13 protein-coding genes are annotated in these 18,768 nt (G+C 46.4%); 5 read left to right on the top strand and 8 right to left on the bottom strand.

The features are described 5' to 3' along the window. The coding region (locus tag ACFQ2O_RS10755; RefSeq protein ID WP_377527150.1) for a T9SS type A sorting domain-containing protein at nt 1–2,523 on the top strand (2,523 nt) is incomplete at its 5' end. A 179-nt stretch (nt 2,524–2,702) separates the two neighbouring features. Here the strand turns inward: ACFQ2O_RS10755 and ACFQ2O_RS10750 are convergent. The 3 genes from ACFQ2O_RS10750 to cphA form a co-directional block, all read right to left on the bottom strand. Next, nucleotides 2,703–3,941, bottom strand: coding sequence for a cysteine desulfurase-like protein (locus ACFQ2O_RS10750; RefSeq protein ID WP_377527148.1), 1,239 nt, complete (start codon nt 3,939–3,941; stop codon nt 2,703–2,705). A 683-nt stretch (nt 3,942–4,624) separates the two neighbouring features. After that, the gene (locus ACFQ2O_RS10745; protein ID WP_377527145.1) at nt 4,625–5,650 is read right to left on the bottom strand and encodes an SDR family NAD(P)-dependent oxidoreductase; all 1,026 of its coding nucleotides are present in this window, start codon (nt 5,648–5,650) and stop codon (nt 4,625–4,627) included. A 401-nt stretch (nt 5,651–6,051) separates the two neighbouring features. Then, nucleotides 6,052–8,682 carry a cyanophycin synthetase gene (gene cphA, locus ACFQ2O_RS10740; protein WP_377527143.1) on the bottom strand — a complete coding sequence of 877 codons (2,631 nt, stop codon included), beginning with the start codon at nt 8,680–8,682 and terminating at the stop codon, nt 6,052–6,054. 322 nt (nt 8,683–9,004) lie between these two features. Here cphA and ACFQ2O_RS10735 point away from each other — a divergent pair, with 322 nt between their 5' ends. The 4 genes from ACFQ2O_RS10735 to ypfJ all read left to right on the top strand — a co-directional run bounded on the left by ACFQ2O_RS10735 (nt 9,005) and on the right by ypfJ (nt 14,147). After that, complete coding sequence (locus ACFQ2O_RS10735; RefSeq protein ID WP_377527140.1) at nt 9,005–10,267, top strand: FAD-binding protein; 1,263 nt, start codon at nt 9,005–9,007, stop codon at nt 10,265–10,267. A 305-nt stretch (nt 10,268–10,572) separates the two neighbouring features. Then, a complete protein-coding gene (locus tag ACFQ2O_RS10730; protein ID WP_377527138.1) occupies nt 10,573–11,601 on the top strand; it encodes an alcohol dehydrogenase catalytic domain-containing protein in 1,029 nt (342 codons plus the stop codon). A 337-nt stretch (nt 11,602–11,938) separates the two neighbouring features. Beyond that, entirely contained in the window at nt 11,939–12,853 is a 915-nt protein-coding gene (locus tag ACFQ2O_RS10725) for a DUF808 domain-containing protein (protein WP_377527136.1), read from the top strand. A gap of 400 nt (nt 12,854–13,253) precedes the next feature. Continuing rightward, nucleotides 13,254–14,147 carry a KPN_02809 family neutral zinc metallopeptidase gene (ypfJ, locus tag ACFQ2O_RS10720; protein WP_377527134.1) on the top strand — a complete coding sequence of 298 codons (894 nt, stop codon included), beginning with the start codon at nt 13,254–13,256 and terminating at the stop codon, nt 14,145–14,147. Nucleotides 14,148–14,529: 382 nt separating this feature from the next. Here the strand turns inward: ypfJ and ACFQ2O_RS10715 are convergent, their stop codons facing one another. The 5 genes from ACFQ2O_RS10715 to ACFQ2O_RS10695 all read right to left on the bottom strand — a co-directional run. Further along, nucleotides 14,530–15,129 (bottom strand): type I restriction enzyme endonuclease domain-containing protein, encoded by a 600-nt coding sequence (locus tag ACFQ2O_RS10715; RefSeq protein ID WP_377527131.1) that lies wholly within the window; start codon nt 15,127–15,129, stop codon nt 14,530–14,532. Nucleotides 15,130–15,133: 4 nt separating this feature from the next. Next, complete coding sequence (locus ACFQ2O_RS10710; protein WP_377527156.1) at nt 15,134–16,918, bottom strand: type I restriction endonuclease subunit R; 1,785 nt, start codon at nt 16,916–16,918, stop codon at nt 15,134–15,136. A gap of 15 nt (nt 16,919–16,933) precedes the next feature. Beyond that, nucleotides 16,934–17,623, bottom strand: coding sequence for a type I restriction endonuclease (locus tag ACFQ2O_RS10705; protein ID WP_377527153.1), 690 nt, complete (start codon nt 17,621–17,623; stop codon nt 16,934–16,936). Between the two features lie 56 nt (nt 17,624–17,679). After that, nucleotides 17,680–18,198, bottom strand: coding sequence for a transposase (locus ACFQ2O_RS10700; protein ID WP_377527129.1), 519 nt, complete (start codon nt 18,196–18,198; stop codon nt 17,680–17,682). A 195-nt stretch (nt 18,199–18,393) separates the two neighbouring features. Beyond that, nucleotides 18,394–18,768 (bottom strand): hypothetical protein (locus ACFQ2O_RS10695; RefSeq protein WP_377527127.1); only part of this gene is annotated, 375 nt, incomplete at its 5' end.

Here is an 18,768-nt window from a genome sequence, read left to right as displayed (position 1 = left end):
GGTTTTTTCCAGGCTTTTCATCCTGCCTTTGCCATAGAATTTCCAATCTTAAGTATAAGCATCATGAAAAACCATTTACCTTATTTCTCAGAAACAAACTTTAAGTTTTACAATGCTTACAGTGGCAGAATACTGTTTTTGCTACTGCCGCTGCTCCTGCTGTCTTTTGTTACCAAGGCGCAACTTAACCTGGAATGGGTTAAAACCTTCGATGAAACTGCGTATAGTTCTCGCAATACTGCTGTGGCAGTAGATACAGCAGGAAACTCTATCGTGGCAGCTGATTATGGCAGCCTTAGCAGTTCTACCAGTATCAAAGTATTTAAATTTAATCCAGCTGGAGAAATTATTTGGACTGACTCTCTTGAATCTGCTGATAGAGCTTTATCGCTTGTGCACATGAAGCTAGATGAAGCTGGAAATATCTTTGTATTGGCTAACAGCTGGACTGCCGGACCTGATGGTAGAGTAGTGGTGATAAAGCTTTCCCCTGAAGGGCGACAAATTTGGGCGTCTTATGAAGGAGGCGGAGGTATCGGCAGTGATAAAGGGTCTGAATTAGTTCTGGATGCCGCAGGCAATGCTTTTTATATAGCCAATTTTGCTTTTAGTAAAGAGGAGCAGTCAACTGTACTTGTTAAACTTAACGGGGCAGACGGAAGTACAGCCTGGGTCAAAAAAAGCAGCAGAGAAGATGGTTATAGTAATCTGGCTGTAGATGCCGATGGAAGTATTTATGTAGTTGGAATCACAAGTGCAAGAGGGGGGGACAGTGATGCTTTACTTCTGAGATACAATGCGGCTGGTACGCTCCTCTACAGAAAATCATTTGGCCAAGTTTATGGCAACAATTCGGCTGAAGAAGTATTTATTGGAGATAGTCAAGTGTACCTCACCGGTGTAAATGCATACAATGCAAAGAATTTGCTTTTGGCTTGGGGGATTGATAAAGATGGCATACTGTTATGGGAGCAAGTTATAGATACTGGAAGCCCTGACATAGGAATTCTAGTCGATGCTACTATAGATCAGCAGGAAAATTTAATTCTGGCTGGCATACGTCGCTTCAACAAAGCAAGTTCTGATTATCTGGTGGTAAAGATTAGTCCGTCAGGCGAACAGCTGTGGCAGCAAACCTATGATGCACCTGGTAATAGTATGGATTGGCCCCGAGCCGTTGCTGTTGATAGCAAAGGACAAATCGCTGTCACAGGATTTAGCCGGCTGGATGCTGTACGGTTAAACTTTTATGATGATGTATTAACTGTTTTGTTCAGCGCCAACGGTAGCATACTTGGTGCCGAATTTTATGGACAAGGAGATACGGTAAACGATTATAGTCACGCGTTAGCTTTTGACAAATATGATAACTTATACTTTTCCGGTTATTCTAGTTTGAGAGGATCAGAAACAAATTTTAGAAGTAACCTATTTACCCTCAAGTATAAAACCGCCCCTACCTGCAATGTGCCGGTAGCCGTGAAGCTATACCTTCCGCCAACCCCAGTTAAACTAGGAGACCAGCTGCGCACCACGGCGCTGTTGGGCGACTATGCCATGCAGAGAGACGAGGGTGTGAAATGGACCTGGGGAGACGGAAGCAGCTCGATGTCTTATACCGCCTTTGGCACCAACCGCATTACCGGCCAGCATACTTACGCTGAAGCCGGAATCTACAAAATCGGACTCAACTTTTCTGAAACCTGCCTGAAGCCTACATCTGATGACTACATGCAGTGGAAGGCTGTGTATGATCCTGCTGCCGGAACTGTTAGTGGCGCAGGCTGGATAGGCGATGCGGTGCGGCCTGTATCGTTGGCGCAACTACAGACTAACTCCCTGTTCACGTTTAGTGTCAGGTACAGAAATGCAAAAGCCACTACGCCAACAGGTATAACACTTCTCACTATGCCGGATAAGTCGCTGTTCTACAGTTCTACTATCCATTGGCTTGTCATCAAGGCCAACAGGGCCGTATGGGAAGGCGAAGGTACGCTGAACGGAAAAGGCAAGTATAAATTTGTCGCTTCAGCACATGACGGCGGTGGCAGAGGCCAAAACGACAACTCTGATAACCTGCGCATCAAAGTATGGGACATGCAAAGCGGCGCTGTAGTGTATGACAGCTACGCTATGGGTGGCGAGATCTATGACATGGCACAGCTGTACCCAAGTATAGGAGGGGGCCAGATCATCATCAACAGCCGACCGAGGCCTGCAGTTCGTGCAGCATCAGAACGTGCCCTTACTGCCCTTTCATCCAGCGAAGATATGCAGGCACACCCGAATCCTTTTACTACAAAAGCTACTGTTAAATTTACATTGGCGCAGGAAGGCAAATACAGTTTGCTGCTCTATGATATGAAAGGCGCTTTGCTGGGAGAGGTGAAGCAGGGGCAGGCAGCATCGGGAGAAACGGTTAGTGTCGAAATAGACGGCACGGCACTGGCAAAGGGAATGTACTTTGTAAAGCTTCAGGCGAATGGCGAAGTGCGTACCTTAAAGCTGGTCGTAGTGAAATAACGATACCTACTAAGGGCAGTATCAGGGGCGGAGAAGTATTTCTCCGCCCCTGGTGTTTTGGCACTGCCTGGCAACTGAGAGCATGTTTAAAATTCATCCTTTGCGCTGCAAACCGCTTGTAAAAACAAAAATTTAAGAAGCTCTAATCATTAGCTTTGAGCTTCTTAAATAAAAGCATATTATTTACTGTAGGTTGTGATAAACTCCTGTAATGCTTGTTCAAACAGCTGCACTTCCGCAAGTGTGTTGTATGGGGCTAATCCAATTCTGATCCAGCCACCCATAGCGTTCACGTCTAGTTTATCAGCCATGGTAGAGGCATAGAAATGACCGTCGGCTATATTCATATTATATTTCTGTGCAAACCAGGTGGTAGCTACACGGGCATTCACATTGGCAATAGTAAAGGCAAAAGTTGGGGTTTTGCGTGTGCCAGCCGGAGCACGGTAAAGACGCACTTCCGGTAGTTGCTTTAAAAAGCATTCTATTCTATCAGCCAGGCCCTGTTCATAGGCATCAATTTGATGCATACCTGATTTGAGCCTTGCTTTACGTGTGTCACCTTCACCTAGATCTTCTATAAACTTAATAGCTCCAATCAATCCTGCAATGGCTTCATGGTTCTGTGTGCCTGTTTCCAGTTTATCAGGTATCTGCTGTGGGGCAGGTTCTAACTTGTAAACAGGCAGCTTTTCAAATAGAGAGGCAGTTATCACAGCTATACCTATATGTGGGCCAAAGAATTTATAAGCAGAGCACAACAGCACATCACAGCTTAGTTCCTTAAAATCAATTGATAGATGTGGTACCGCATGAACAGCATCCACTATAACCAAGGCATTCACCTCTTTCGCACGAGCTATTATTTTATCTAGAGCCGTCACCGTACCTGTTACGTTAGACGACATACCCACTGCCACCAGTCTTGTTTTCTCAGTAATTACCTCATCCAGGTTATCTAACGCTAAAGTATAAGTTTCAGGATTTACCTGAAGAAATTTCACTTCCGCACCCGTATCTTTTGCCAGCGTTACCCACGGGTCTACATTGGCCCGATGATCCAGTTCTGTTACCACGATTTCATCAGAAGCAGTAACAAAAGAAGAAAGGCTGCGAGCAATGGAAAAAGCAAGTGAAGTCATGTTCTGGCCAAAAGCAACCTCAGAAGGGCTACAGTTCAAGAGATCTGCTACGGCTTTTCGTCCTTCTTCTAATACAAGATCCGTTTTTATACTTGTAGCAAAGGCGCCGTGTAAATTGGCCATTCCACTGGTAATGTAGCCCACCATGGCATCTATTGACTGCTGTGCCATTTGTGTGCCGCCGGGGCCATCAAAATAAACAGCAGGCTTGCTTGTACTTGTTTCTTTTAAGGCAGGAAAGGCAGCGCGCAGCTGTTCTTCAGAAATTGTGCTCATAGGTTTATTTTATATAGGTGCTGCTAGTAACTAATCGGCCAAAGCAAGAATAGCTAATATAATTAAAATCCCTAGACGATAACATACTACCGTTTGTAAAGCAACTATAAATTTATGGACGTGGTAGTTGTAAAAAACTACTTATCAATACATGACAACAGAGTAAGAATAATTTAAAGCAGGCCACAGGTATACATGCTGCTACCATTATTTGAGCAGTAAGCGCTATGACTTGTACTAAAAAACGAAAGCAGCAAACGGTGAAGTTTGCTGCTTTCGTTTACCTCTTTCAGCTTGATAAGCTATTTGCCGGGAGGTGAAGTAGGGGTTACTTAATCGTATTTATTCTTCTTCTTTTCGAGTTTAGCTGCCTGCTTTTCCTTAGGAGTTTTAGCTGGCTTCTTCTTAACATCCTTTTTTGCGTCTTGTGATTTTGCCATAAGAATAGGTTTATAGTTTACCTAAAGGTACGGGATTTTTGAATTAGAGACAGAGGTATTTTTAAACTGAGATTCGGCTTCCTCTGTGGCCTTACCACTAAACTGTACGCCCACCTGGTTATACATTAACATTCAAGCACCAGCGCTCTTCCTGATAGAGTCGGATTATAATGGAAGTTCCAGCAAAGGGCGGGGGAGTATCAGCTTAGCTAAATTCATCTTTATACTCACCTGTAGCTTAATTTAGTTGTTTTGCTTGCGACGTTTTTTTTCTTCTTTCATACGCTGACGAACGTTGTCATCTACACCTCGTCCAGCTTCCATAGGCTCGTGTACGGAACCGGAAGTAGGCGGCGCTGGGGGGGCATTTTCGATCTGGTACTTGTGTATGATGTTGGCTGAAAGCCTTTCTGTAAGCCTTGGAAACAAGCGGTGCGACAACCAGGCTCCTTTTGCTTTCCAGCCCACCGGAAGCTCGTTTCTGCCGCGCAGCGAGGCTCGGATAATGGCATTTACTACCTTACTTGGAGGATCCATGGCTGCCATACGAGGTGTACCGCCACTATAGTTGGCAGCGTGTCTCCAGAAAGGCGTGTCTACGGCCCAGGGCTCCACAGTTACCACCCGAATGTTTTTATGCCCATCGAGCCTTAACTCCTGATTAAGGGCCTGACCCAGATTTAAAATACCTCCCTTGGTAGCGGCATAAGAGGCATGATAGGCAAGGGGATTAACACTCTCGATAGAACCCATGTTGATGAGCGTGCCATAGCCCTGCGCCCTGAACTGCCTTACAGCTGCATAGCTCCCATAAATAAAGCCCTTCAGGTTGATGTCTACTATGCGAGCCTGGTCATCAAGTGGTATATCCCAGAAACGGCCTATACCACCCACGCCCGCCATATTAATCCAGACATCTATTGTGCCATATGCTTGTACAGCAGCATCAGCCAATCGCTGCACATCTTCAGGTTTACTGATATCCATAGAGACAACGAGAGCCGTCCCACCTGCCGCCCTTACTTTCTCGGCCACCTCCTCCAGTAGCTCTGTTCTTCGGGCAGCCAGCACCACATTAGCCTTATAGGCACCTAGTTGCTCTGCCACACCGCGGCCAAACCCGCTGGAAGCACCCACAATTACAAAAGTTCTTCCTGCCGTTTTACGCTGACCAGACTTACCTAATTCCGAAGTGGCACAACCTCCCAGGCAAAAGCTTAATAGCAGTAAAAGTATAGCGATACCATACATGCGGCTGGAAAAATTCACAAAACTGCTATGTGAAAATTTTGTGAGGTATTTCACGAAAGAAGGAAGTATAAGAAAGGATTCGACTGATTTAAAAGCATGTTTATTAACACCATGAGCTTTTAAGTCAGATTTAATTGATCGGAAAATATCCATACGTAAGAAATTTATACTTGTGCTAAACTTAACTTTGCCGTATGGGTGCCACAGCTTTCCATATCACGATGATTGGTTACGAAAAGTTGTAGAATCCTGTACAGCCCATGGCAGCTTTGCAGTACTTCTTATACTTCCTTCTTTCGTTTTGATGTTTAAGAAAGAGGAAGGCGCTATGGCTATACGTATATATGATTAAGGGAAACAGTAGACTCCCTTGCAACAGCCGAAGATGCAGCAAGGGAGTAGAAATAAAATAGATGCGGTTATTCAGTGGCGGCGCTTTTACGATGCTGAATAAGTCTGAAATCTTCAACAAGTTTTACGGCTTCAGGTATGTTTTCAGAGAAAAGAGCGATAAATGAGCCTTCGGGAGCGTATTCTAAAGCATAGGCCAGTGCACGGGTTTCCTGTTTGATTTCTAAAGGCTCCATTTCAGGTTTAACCTTAAAAATGCCTTCCTTCAGCAGGTTGCTCAATTCTTTTCCTGTACGGCCACGCAGGTCTTTGTCTTGCCGGATGATAATTTCATCAAACACTTCACCAGCTAAACGGCCTACATCTATAATATCTGCATCGCGCCTGTCTCCAACACCTGCAATAATACCAATTTTCCTGCTTGCTGCTGTTTGGTTGATAAAGTCGCCAATGGCCTGCATAGCGGCTATATTATGCGCATAGTCTATCAGCACTTCAGCCTTTGGCAAACGGAACAGGTTCATACGTCCGGGTGTGGTTTCAGAGGAAGGTATAAAGGTGCGTAAGGCAGTTTTAATCTCATTGATCTCCAAATGAGAAATATAAGCAGCCAGCGTGGCGGCCAACACATTGTAAATATTGAATTTGGCTTTTCCTCCGAAAGTAAGAGGTATATCACTCACACGGTCAATGCGGATCTTATAAGTATTTTTGAAGATAGAAATATACCCATCTTCAAAAACTGCTGCCAGCCCACCCTTCGAAATATGCTCGGTCACTCTTGGGTTTTGCTCGTCTAAACTGAAAAGAGCGACTTTGCAGCGCAGGCCACTGGCCATATCATATACTAAATCATCATCTGCATTCAGAACTGCATAGCCATCCGAACAAACAGTTTTTGGGATCACGCCCTTCACTCTGGCCATGTCTTCTAAGGTGTTGATATCGCCGAGCCCCAAATGGTCTTCCGAAACATTCATGACAACACCAATATCACACTGGGTAAAGGCGAGGCCTGACCGAAGCAAGCCACCGCGCGCGCACTCCAGCACAGCGTAGTTAACGGTAGGGTCTTTGAGCACAAACTCACTGCTGTACGAGCCTGTGGTATCACCTTCTATTATTTTTCGGCCTTGTATATAAATGCCGTCCGTGGTGGTATAGCCCGTCTTATACCCTTTAAAGTTCAAAATGTGAGCGATCAGGCGTGTGGTGGTGGTTTTACCGTTAGTGCCGGTTACTGCTACAATGGGTACACGCGAAGGAGAGCCATGTGGAAACAACATACTGATAATAGGTTCAGCCACGTTACGGGGCAAGCCTTCCGTCGGAGAGATGTGCATCCGCAAGCCTGGAGCAGCGTTTACTTCTATCACAGCACCCCTTGTTTCCGGCAGTGGGATGGCAATGTCTGTCGTCATCACGTCAATACCACAAATATCCAGCCCAATAATACCCGCTATGCGCTCGGCCATCAACACATTGTATGGGTGCACTACATCGGTTACATCAGTTGCCGTGCCACCTGTACTCAAGTTAGCTGTGCTTTTTAAATAAAGTATTTGGCCGGATGCAAGTATAGACTGTAGCGTTAAGCCCTGCTCGCGTAGAATACCGCGCGTAAGTTTATCAATTTTGATGTGCGTGAGCGCCTTTTCATGACCAACACCACGTCGGGGATCTTTGTTTACCTGGTTCACCAGTTGCCTGATAGTGGATTTTCCATCGCCTGTAACCATGGCAGGAGTACGTTTGGCAGCTGCAATATACTTGCCGTTAATCACGAGCAGCCTGTAATCGTATCCTTCGATGAACTGCTCTACCATTACCGCCTCAGAATAACGTTTGGCTTCAGATAGGCCTTTCTGTGCGTCCTTCCAGTTTTGAATGTTGATGCTGGCTCCTTTGCCCTGGTTGCCGTTCAGAGGCTTTGTAACTATAGGGTAACCCAGTGCTTCGATCGCATCTTCTAACTCACGGGCGTTATACACGGTTTGGCCTTGCGGCACCGGAATGCCTGCTTCCTCCAAAATGGCTTTCGTCAGATTTTTATCGCCAGCATTCTCAACGGCAAAGAAGGAGGTGTTATTGCTCATGGCAGCCTGGATGCGCTTCTGGTGAATGCCGTAGCCTAAATGAATATGTCTGCTCTGCCTGTTCTGGATGTAGGGAATGTTCCGGTTTACCGCTTCCTGCACAATGGCTTCGGTGGTTGGGCCAAAGTACTCATCTTCCCGGATCTGGTGCAGTTTGGCAACATCCTGAATCACGCTTACTCTTTCGCCTCTCGCCAGTGCTTCTGTGATACGCACAGCTGCTTCGGCAGCATATTCTCCCGCCCTTTCCTGTTGGTATGAGAAAACAACAAAATCAACTCCGGCCTGGCTAGAGGCATAGCACCTGCCATAGCCACTGTTCATGCCAGCCATTGTCTGTAGTTCCAGTGCTATATGCTGCACAACTTTACTCAGCGTGGTGCCTTCCTTCACCAACCGGATAAAGCCTCCTTCTGTGCCCGCGGCAGATCGGTGTTTGATGATGTCCGGAAAGAGCTTCAAAAGTTTCTGTGCCAGTTGAGGTACATCGCTGGTAAGAGTATCCTGCAATTCCTGTAGATCCAGCTTTAGCACAATTATTTTCGGATGCTTAATAGACCAGTAGTTTGGCCCACGCATTATCTTTAATTCCAGGGTTTTCATAAGTTGTCTGAGAACAGTATTTATACTTTAAAGCATGTCTAACCTGTAAGAATATCAAGTATAAATCAGTAGTGTGGGTGCAGCTTCATAGTAATTGGTAGTAGCTATACGTATCTTATGATCGTCTGACAGCTCCAGGAATGGTTGTAGCGTTAAAAACTTGTAAAAATAATTTGAACGTAAGCCGGAACAGCTTTATGTGTGGGAGAACGAAGAGCTTTTAGGCGTACTGCTACCTGTAAAGTTTTAACAACAAGTGTTTGCACAGGTTATAAAAGAGAGAAATATGTAATGCTTTAATTTATACTTACAGAAACAAACAATGGCAGAAAAGCAACTGAATTGGGCAGGGAACATTTCATATACTGCAAATTATTTGCAGCATCCTACAACGGTGGAGGAGGTGCAGGTGCTGGTTAGCCAGTGCAGCAAGATTAAAGCCTTAGGGTCCAGGCATTCTTTTAATCGTATTGCTGATAGCAAAGAGGTGCAGGTGTCGTTGCAAAAGATGAAAAGCGTAGTAGCGCTGGATACTGTGAAACACACAGTAACTGTAGAGGGAGGTGCAACTTATAGTGATATTGCCCCATACCTGCATGCGCAGGGCTATGCCTTGCACAACATGGCTTCGCTGCCTCATATATCTGTTGTGGGTGCCTGTGCAACGGCCACGCACGGCTCTGGGGTGGTGCATGGAAATCTGGGAACGGCTGTTGCCGCTATGGAATTTGTTACTGCTTCGGGTGAGCTCCTTTCTTTAGCAAAAGAGTCAGCAGGAGAGGTGTTTTCTGGCGCTGTGGTAAATTTAGGGGCCCTGGGCGTTGTTACAAAAATTACCTTGCAGCTACAGCCAGCTTTTAACATGAAGCAGGTAGTATACCAACACTTGCCTATGGAGGAGCTGAAAAATAAATTTAATGAGGTAATAGCTGGAGGCTATAGCGTAAGTTTATTTACCACCTGGCAGAGCAAAAGCATCAATCAGGTATGGGTAAAAAGTATCGCTGAAAACGATAACCAACCGCCTGCACCTGGATATTATGGTGCAACACTAGCTCACCAACACTTGCACCCGCTGGAGGAGCTCTCGGCGGAGCATACTACAGAACAGTTAGCTATTCCAGGAACGTGGTACGACAGGCTGCCACACTTCCGGATGGGTTTCCAGCCAAGTGCTGGGAAAGAGCTGCAGTCAGAGTACTTTGTGGCCTTAGAGTATGGATACGATGCCATGATGGCTATTGAAAAGCTACACGAAAAAATCAGCCCCTATCTATTTGTTTCTGAAATTCGAGCAATAGCAGCAGATAAGCTGTGGATGAGCCCCTGCTATGAGCAGGCGTCTGTCGCTTTTCATTTTACCTGGAAACAGGACTGGGAGGTTGTAAAGACATTACTTCCTCTGATAGAAGAAGTACTTGCCCCATATAAGCCTTTGCCTCACTGGGGAAAACTGTTTACATTGTCGCCGGCTGTTCTTCAGGAGCGTGTCGTTAAGTTGCCTGACTTCAAATCGCTTGTTCATCAATTCGACCCTTCAGGTAAATTCCGTAACGAGTTTTTAAAAACAAATTTTTACTCTTAAAGCCGAAGGTTTCAACCTTTCATTTTATGGTAAGTATTTGTTCATCATTAGCTTAAGTAATAATGTAAAGAGGTCGGACAAAATTAGTTTTAGCTGTTTTGTCATCCTGAAAAGATCTTTTTGATAGAGGAGCCTTACCCCCGCAAGTTGCAAAAAGATTAACATCAGGGGGGATAGGCTCTCTATTTTTAATGAGCCTCTTACAGATTAATGGGTATTACAATACGTAAGGTAACTTCGTTCTTATACGTATACTTCCGTTTCCTAAGTTTAAACTACAACCTCATTACAAAATATAAGAAGATATGCTAGAGCGCCAGGTATACCGCATGCCCAAAGCAGGTTCCATCAAAAATCTGCAGCTGGTAAACGAGCCGCTGGGAGAACCGCAGGCAGATGAAGTATGTGTGCAGGTAAAGGCGGTAGGACTTAACTTTGCAGATATTTTTGCCATGCAAGGGCTCTACAGCGCTACACCGAAAGGATCATTTATTCCTGGTTTGGAGTTTTCTGGTGAAGTGGTGGCTACCGGGGCAGCCGTAGAAGAATGGAAAGTTGGCGACAGGGTGATGGGGGTGACTAAATTTGGTGGCTATGTATCGCACATCAATATAAACAGGCGGTATGTTATACCACTGCCAACCGACTGGAATTTTGAAGAGGGAGCAGGTTTTCTGGTACAGGGACTTACTGCCTACTATGCGCTAACAGCACTTGGTAACCTGAAAGAAGGAATGAATGTGCTTATACATAGTGCTGCAGGTGGAGTGGGTATTTTGGCCAACCGCATTTGTAAAAAATATAAGGCCTATACTATCGGAACGGTGGGGCAGCCAGGGAAAATGGATTTCCTGGAAAAAGATGAAGCCTATGACAAGGTTATTCTGCGGGATAAAAGCTTTGATGTAAAGCTTAAGGATGCGTTACAAGGTCGCCCGCTTCAACTGATAATGGAATGTGTAGGTGGCAAAGTGCTACAGCAAGGCTGGGAAGCGATGGCCCCAATGGGCCGTATGGTGGTTTATGGTAACGCCAGTTTCTCCAGTCACGGATCAAGGCCCAACTACCCCAAGCTGATCTGGAAATATTTGAAGCGGCCGAAAATAGACCCTTTGCGTTTACCAACTGAAAATAAATCGCTAATGGGCTTTAACCTGATTTACCTGTACGAGCAGACAGACATGATGCACCACATGTTGCAAGGCCTACAGGCGCTGCAGCTTTCTCCTCAGCATATCGGGCATGTCTATGATTTTAAGGATATACATGAGGCGATACAGCTGTTTCAGCAGGGGAAGACAATTGGAAAGGTAGTGCTACAGCTAATACGTTGACAAAAGCTATGCATGACTTGCCTTTCGCAACAGATGCAGGAAACCAGGGCAGCAGGCAAAAAAATCATAACGTTTTTATAAGCGATATATTTTGTAATATCGCCACCTGAAGCAAAGTGTCCCAATAGCAATAATCAGGAAGTATAAACGCTTTATTCATTTGATGATGACTAGTGTTGACTCTGTCTCTTTGATAGATGCAGCACAAGCGCAACAAGTATAGCGTGGCCTAAGTATGTAATCCACGCTTTGGCTTGCTGAACTACCGCAGCCGGAGTTAAACCACTTTGGGTTTTATTATCACAACATATTTTATTTTTCTAAACTCATTTATAGAATGGCTACAGGACTTTTAGCTTTATTAGACGATATATCAGCACTGGTAAAAGTTAGTGCGGCAAGCCTTGATGACGTGCCCGCGCAGGTGGCCAAAACCACAGGCAAGGTATCTGGTATTGTGATTGATGATACTGCTGTAACACCTAAGTATGTAGTAGGACTCGACCCATCGCGGGAGCTTTCGATCATCTTCCAGATTGCGAAAAAGTCGCTGTTCAACAAAGTGCTTTTGCTTAGCCCGGCGGCTCTTCTACTTGGTTTTTTTGCTCCGTGGGCAATACCACCCATATTGATGTGCGGCGGAGCTTATCTATGTTATGAAGGCTATGAAAAAGTGCACTCCATGTTTAGCAAGCACACAGACGAACATGTTGAGGCAGAGGAAGGCTTAAAAGTTATTTCAGCCGAAGAACTGGAAAAGGAAAGGGTAACTGGTGCGGTGCGTACTGATTTGATCCTGTCATCTGAAATTGTAGCCATCACTTATGCCACGGTAGCCGATAAAGATTTAACTACACAAATCGCAGTGATGCTGAGCGTAGCTGTTTTTATAACTCTTGCTGTTTACGGTTTTGTAGGGCTGATTGTAAAGGCGGACGACTTTGGTGTACACCTGGCTAAAGAAAATCACCATCCCAGGGTAAGGAGTATTGGGCGCAGTATTGTAAAGTTAATGCCTGGTTTTCTTAAAGCACTTGGCTATGTAGGTACGGCGGCCATGTTATGGGTAGGAGCGGAAATTATTGCACATGGCATCCCTTTTACCAGTCATGCATTAGATAACCTGGAGCATTCGTTAGCAAGTATACCTATTCTGGCCTGGCTTGCTAAGGCAGTGGCCTGTGGGATAGGTGGGTTGATCTTAGGTGCTATTATCGATAGAATTGTGAGGCTATTTCGTAAAAAGGCCTAAGGGCATATGCAAGCTTCCTCCATTGCGCTGCAACCTGCCTTTATCGGAACCTGGCAAAGCAGTTTTCGCCTGCTACAACGACCATAAACAGCCTTTTATTAGTAAATAATCTCATTATCAAAAGTGGTGAGTTTGTATCTTACTGCTAATCTGAATAAAGCAAACAGGCTCCCGTTATACTTGCAAGTATAACGGGAGCCTGTTTGCATATAGACAAAACTGCCCTTTGTGATCGAGCTATCGAAGTGTGTGATGCTATCCTTTCCTATATCGTTTGAATTAAGTACATCCAACTGAAGCTGCCCACCGTTATACTGTCCGAATATGCGTATAGCTACTCAGCCTGGCAAGGCAGCTAAAAACAAACCATACTAACATTCACTTCATTATTAGGCATCTTATGAAATGGCAAGGCAGAAGAAAAAGCAGCAATATAGAAGATAGGAGAGGACAATCCGCAGGCGGAGGTGGCAGAGGCATGAACCCTATGCTGCTCATACCATTGTTCCGGCTCCTTTTTTCAAAAGTGGGGCTGGTTATTGTGGCAGTGGTAGCGGCGCTGCTGTTTTTGACTGGAACGAATCCCCTAACGCTCCTGCAGCAGTTTGTTGGTGGCGAACCGCAGTATGCACAGTCAGCTAACTACGAGCCTACGCCCCAAGAGCAGGAACTAGCCGATCAGACGGCGGTGGTGCTGGCAGATACCGAAGATGTATGGAATAAGATGATAGAAGGATATAGGGAGCCAACCCTGGTACTGTTTTCGGGGCAGGTAAACTCTGCATGTGGACTTGCTTCTGCAGCTTCAGGACCATTTTACTGCCCCGGCGATGAAAAATTGTACATCGATCTTAGCTTTTTTGGCGAGATGGAACGACGGCTTGGTGCTGGAGGAGACTTTGCGCAAGCCTATGTGGTGGGCCATGAGGTAGGGCACCATGTGCAGAAACTAACAGGAACCATGGAAAAGGTTAATGCCATGCGGGGTAAACTATCAGAAGTTGAATTTAATAGGCTTATGGTAAGGGTAGAGCTTCAGGCTGATTTCTTAGCTGGTGTATGGGCGCACCATACGCAAAACGCCAAAGGGTTTATGGAATCCGGCGATCTGGAAGAAGCGCTTAATGCAGCAAGTGCTATCGGTGACGATCATCTGCAAAGGCAATCCACCGGTAGGGTGGTTCCAGACTCCTTCACGCATGGCACCTCAGCCCAACGGGTACGCTGGTTTAGAAAAGGATTTGAGACAGGCGATGTGTCGCAGGGAGATACTTTCAATGCAACGGAGTTATAAGTAACGATTTATACTTGTTGAATAAAACAATGAGCCTCTCTAATTCGGGGGAGGCTTATTTTATTGCTGTGGGTCATCTTATCTTTTTTAGAGGTACATGCTGCGTTTATAATAATCGTGCTCCGGATAAATGTCTGAATCAGGATTTTCAGGATCAATTAAAATTTTCAGGATTGATAATGGCAGGGATTATAAAGTCGCTCATTGTGTCTTCCAGATTGGTGAGAGACTTGTCAGCTGGCAGGCAATGACCGTTCCTCCAGACACGATCAAGTTATAGAACAAATGAGGCTTTAGGAGTTACACATTTTAAGACACCAAAGGCTCTTTTATTGAACAGCCGCCGGCAGAAAGTCCGCAACTGCTCTCGATTTCAAGTGGCTTAGGCCACTCGCATATCATACTCCTTGTACCTGGCCTCGGCTTGCTCCATGATCTCATCGAGTATTTTCTGCAACTCGGCTTTCACCTTGAATCGTAGTACAGACTTTACAGCCAGTTGCAGCTGCGCTTTGGTATCGTCTTTTTTGTACCAATCGGGTTGCGAGGCGCTATTCTTTGCCTGAGCCAGTATCTTCTGCACCAGCTCTTTTATCAGCTCAAAGTCCTGCACAGCGTTGGGGTGATTGGACAGGATTTCATAGAAGGCTTCTTCCTCATCGGTTAAGCCCAAATGGGTACGGCGCTGGTCTTCTTCCTGCATCTGCAGGGCTACTTCGCGCAGTTTTTCCATGGCCACCAGGCTGTCGAAAAAGTGGTTGTGGTAATCGGCGATGATGCGTTCTACTTCTTCTTTCAGCTTTCTATACTTGACAAGGTTTTTAGCAGAACGCACTTTTATCTCATCGTTCATAATCTGGCGCAGCAGTTCTAACTTCAGTTCGTTGCCGGTCTTTTGTTCTTTGGAGGTTGCCAGGAAATCGTCGTTGATGATGGAGATGTCAAAACGCTCGATACCTGCCATCTGGAATACGTCTATCACTTCTTCACTTTCGATGGAGCGGTGAATAAGCTCTTTTACCTTGGTGGCTGACCTTTATGTTCTTGTTTGGGTTCTTCACTTTGCGCAAAGCCGCACCCACGTGCTGCAGGTAAATAATGTCTGCTGATAATTCGTTGATGTTGGCGTGACTCTTTATAATAGGAGCGAGGCTGCTGAGAATCTTCTCATTCAGCATAAAAGTTTTGCATACTTCGTCATCGGCAACAAGGTGGTTCACGGCATGTTGTACCAGTTTCAGTCTATCGCCTTTAGGTAGTGCAGAGAAGTATGGTATAGCCGCATGCACCGAAGCAAAAACCAAACTGTCCCCTTGAGGACAACCTGAAGCGAGAGCTTCAGAGTTGCGAGCAGCGCTCTTTAGGGGTGTCGAAGGCTGCTGAGGTTGCTTTGTAGTTTCGGCATTGTCCGATTGTTGAATGTTTGAACACCCCTGTAGTCCCCTCAAGGGGACAATCTTTACCTCACCACCCGGCAGCATCTCGCGCAGCTGTGAAATCGTTTCCTTCGCCAGTTCAAAAGCCTCTTCTATATCCAGCGCTACCTGTCCTTCACCACCTGCCGAGGTATACTTCTTGGTCGCATCACGTAACCTGTCTCCAATTTCGATGTAGTCCACGATCAGGCCGCTGGGCTTGTCGCGGAATACGGTGGCGACGCAGTTGACGGCCTGTATCAGGTTGTGGCCGCTCATCACTTTGTCGACATACAGCGTATGCATGGCCGGGTTATCGAAGCCGGTGAGCCACATGTCGCGCACGATCACGAGTTTCAACGGGTCGTCCGGGTCCTTGAATCGGGCTTTGATGCCTTCTATCTCTTCTTTCGAGCGCACGTGCGGGTTCCAGGCAACAGGGTCTTTGGCGATGTTGGTGGTCATGATCACGGCTACTTCGGGGCAGCCTTCCAGTGCGGTCAGGGCATCGTAAAGCTTTACGCAGTTGCGGCGACTCATGCACACAATCATGGTTTTGCCGTCTAAGTTGGCTCCATACTTTGTGCGGGAGGTATAGTGCTGCAAAATATCTTTGGCGATGGCTTCCACACGACCAGCAGAACCGGCGGCATCTTCCGTGGCAGCCCACAAAATGCGGTTCTTCTCGTTTTCTTCCAGACCGCCGGTTATTTCTTCGGCTTCTTCTTCGAATTGCGCATTGCCCAGGTGCAGCTTGGCCAGGCGAGGTTCGTAGTAGATCGGCACCACTGCTTTGTCTTCGGTGGCCTGGCGGATGTCGTAGGCATGGATGATGTCACCGAACACGGCTACCGTATCGGCGTCTTTGCGGTCGACAGGCGTGCCGGTGAAGCCGATGAAACTCGCCTGCGGCAGGGCGCGACGCAGGTTGTTGGCATAGCCATCAATCAGGCCGTACTGCGTGCGGTGGCACTCGTCGGCAATCACGATGATGTTGTCGAGGGTGCTCAGGACGGGGTGCTCCAGTTCGCGGCCGTTGGCGTTGTCTTTCAGGTTGAACTTCTGTACGGTGCTGAACACCACGCCACCGCTGTCGCCGCTGAGCAGGCTGCGAAGCTCGTCGGTGGTGTTGGCAATGTGCACGTCGCCTACCAGATCTTTGGCGGCCACAAAATCGTCGAAGAGCTGACGGTTGAGGTCGAAGCGGTCTACCTGCACAACTATAGTTGGGTTTTTCAGCTCAGGTAGTTGGCGCAGGATGCCGGTGTAAATGGCCATGGTAATGCTTTTGCCGGAGCGGGTGGTGTGCCATACCACGCCAATGCGGCCATCGCCGTAGGGCTTCACTGACTTCAGCCTTTCCTGTAGGGCTTACTGTATGCCGAAGAACTGGTGGTACTTAGCGCCTTTCTTAATCAGCTGGCCCTTGTCGGGCTCGTGGAGGATGTAGTGGCGCACGTATTGCAGCAGGCGCTCCGGCACGAGCAGACCTCTGATAAGCGTTTCCAGCGCGAAGCCGTTGCCGACTACCTCGCGGCCATCTATACTTTTCCAAGCGGCGAACCACTCCAGGCCGCTGCTGTACATGCCGTGCAGGGTGGTCTGGCCGTCGCTGACAACAGTGAGGGCGTTGTACTCGAAGAGCTGCGGAATCTGGTAGGTATAGTGCTGCACCTGGTTATAGGCGGCTTCTACGGTGGCGTCCTGGCTGAACAGGTTTTTGAATTCGAAGAGCACCAGCGGCAGGCCGTTCACTAAAATGATCAGGTCGGGGATGCGCTTGCTTTTACCGATGATGGTGAACTGGTTGACCACCTGAAACTCGTTCTGCGAAATGTCGTCGTAGGCGATGGGGTAGAAGTGGCCAAAGTGTTGCTTGCCGGTGTCGTCTTTCCAGGTTTTGCTGATGCCTTTGCTGAGCTTGAGGTGGAAGGCGTGGTTGCGTTGGTGCAGATCTGCGCCGGAATTATAGAGGAACTCCTGCTTCAGCTCGGCCAGCACCTTACTTGGCAATTGCGGGTAGCGGCGCTGCAGAAATTGCTCAAACACATCTTCGAGTATGGCTTTCCCGCCGTTGTTGGTGTTATCACCAACAACTTAATCTGCAAGGTAGCGCATCAGTCCCTGTAATGCGTCAGGAACCCAAATTCATCTGCATTGTCATAATAGAAACGAGCAGATGAGTAATGATACTCCTCCGGCAGTACCGCCAACTGCCACTTCTCCTGAATCGGGTTGTTGTGGATGTAATCCAGTTTCTGTTCTGTAACAGAAATAGAGTAGCAATATACTGATAGCGGGTTTCGCTCCCAAAGCTGGTACTGCCTGTCTTTTGCCTCTACTCTGAACTTCTCCAGCACAGCTGGATGATACTGTATTAGATCGAATTTAATTTGCTGTGCCGTGTACTTTAAAAAATCCCGCTGCACGTCTTCCCGCTTGTGCGGCTCCTCCATCTTCCAGAGCAGGTGGATGTGGTTGGGCATGAGGACAAACCCATGTATTTTTACCCGCTTGTTCTCCACCAGAAACCGCAGGCTGTTTAGGATGATGTCTTTATACTTGTCGGGCTTCAGCAGGTGCTTCCACTCCAGTATAGTGGCGGTGAAGAAGGCCATGTACTGCTGTTCAAACATTAGGGGCTACTGTGGTTTAGTTGTTGGTGATAACACCAACAACGGCGGGAAATCACTTACTCTTATGATAGGAGTTCCTGATTTACTATAATCCTTTGACTTGAAAGCGAATCGTTTTTTGTACGTGATAAACTCGCTTAGTCTTTTTGTATTCCAGTTGATCATTTATACTTTGTTAGTTGCCATTATGAATTGCTACTTTTTTATTTTAGAGAGATAAAGAAGCTCTTCTGTGGCTCCTCTTAGCTGGACCTTTACATCATCTATATCGCTTCTTTGAGCGTTATAGAATCTGCTATGTGCAGACTTATCACCAATTCCTTTTAATTCTAGTAAGGTTTTTTTCAAATTCCTACTTGGATTTTGTGGCCAACTCTCAGATTGAAACCTAGAAATCAAATCATTCAGCATGAAGTAGTCTCCATTTGAGTCTTTGATAATAGCTGACTTTTGATGAGCCTCAAATGTCTCAATAATTAAAATTTCTACTAGTCTTCGCACCATGACAGCACAAGCATCATAGCACGTTTGCTCATATGTCTGATTGATTTGAATTGCTACTTTCTCTAG

The sequence above is a fragment of the Pontibacter rugosus genome (assembly GCF_042678745.1).
GTDB lineage: Bacteria > Bacteroidota > Bacteroidia > Cytophagales > Hymenobacteraceae > Pontibacter > Pontibacter rugosus.
Note: the sequence above shows the minus strand (reverse complement) of the source record. Positions and strands in the feature narration are given on the sequence as shown.

Bases quoted from the DNA above. Each gene is read 5' to 3' on its own strand.
- ACFQ2O_RS10750 (WP_377527148.1), bottom strand. From the start codon at position 3,941: ATGAGCACAATTTCTGAAGAACAGCTGCGCGCTGCCTTTCCTGCCTTA.
- cphA (WP_377527143.1), bottom strand. From the start codon at position 8,682: ATGAAAACCCTGGAATTAAAGATAATGCGTGGGCCAAACTACTGGTCT.
- ACFQ2O_RS10735 (WP_377527140.1), top strand. From the start codon at position 9,005: ATGGCAGAAAAGCAACTGAATTGGGCAGGGAACATTTCATATACTGCA.
- ACFQ2O_RS10730 (WP_377527138.1), top strand. From the start codon at position 10,573: ATGCTAGAGCGCCAGGTATACCGCATGCCCAAAGCAGGTTCCATCAAA.
- ACFQ2O_RS10725 (WP_377527136.1), top strand. From the start codon at position 11,939: ATGGCTACAGGACTTTTAGCTTTATTAGACGATATATCAGCACTGGTA.
- ypfJ (WP_377527134.1), top strand. From the start codon at position 13,254: ATGAAATGGCAAGGCAGAAGAAAAAGCAGCAATATAGAAGATAGGAGA.
- ACFQ2O_RS10700 (WP_377527129.1), bottom strand. From the start codon at position 18,198: ATGTTTGAACAGCAGTACATGGCCTTCTTCACCGCCACTATACTGGAG.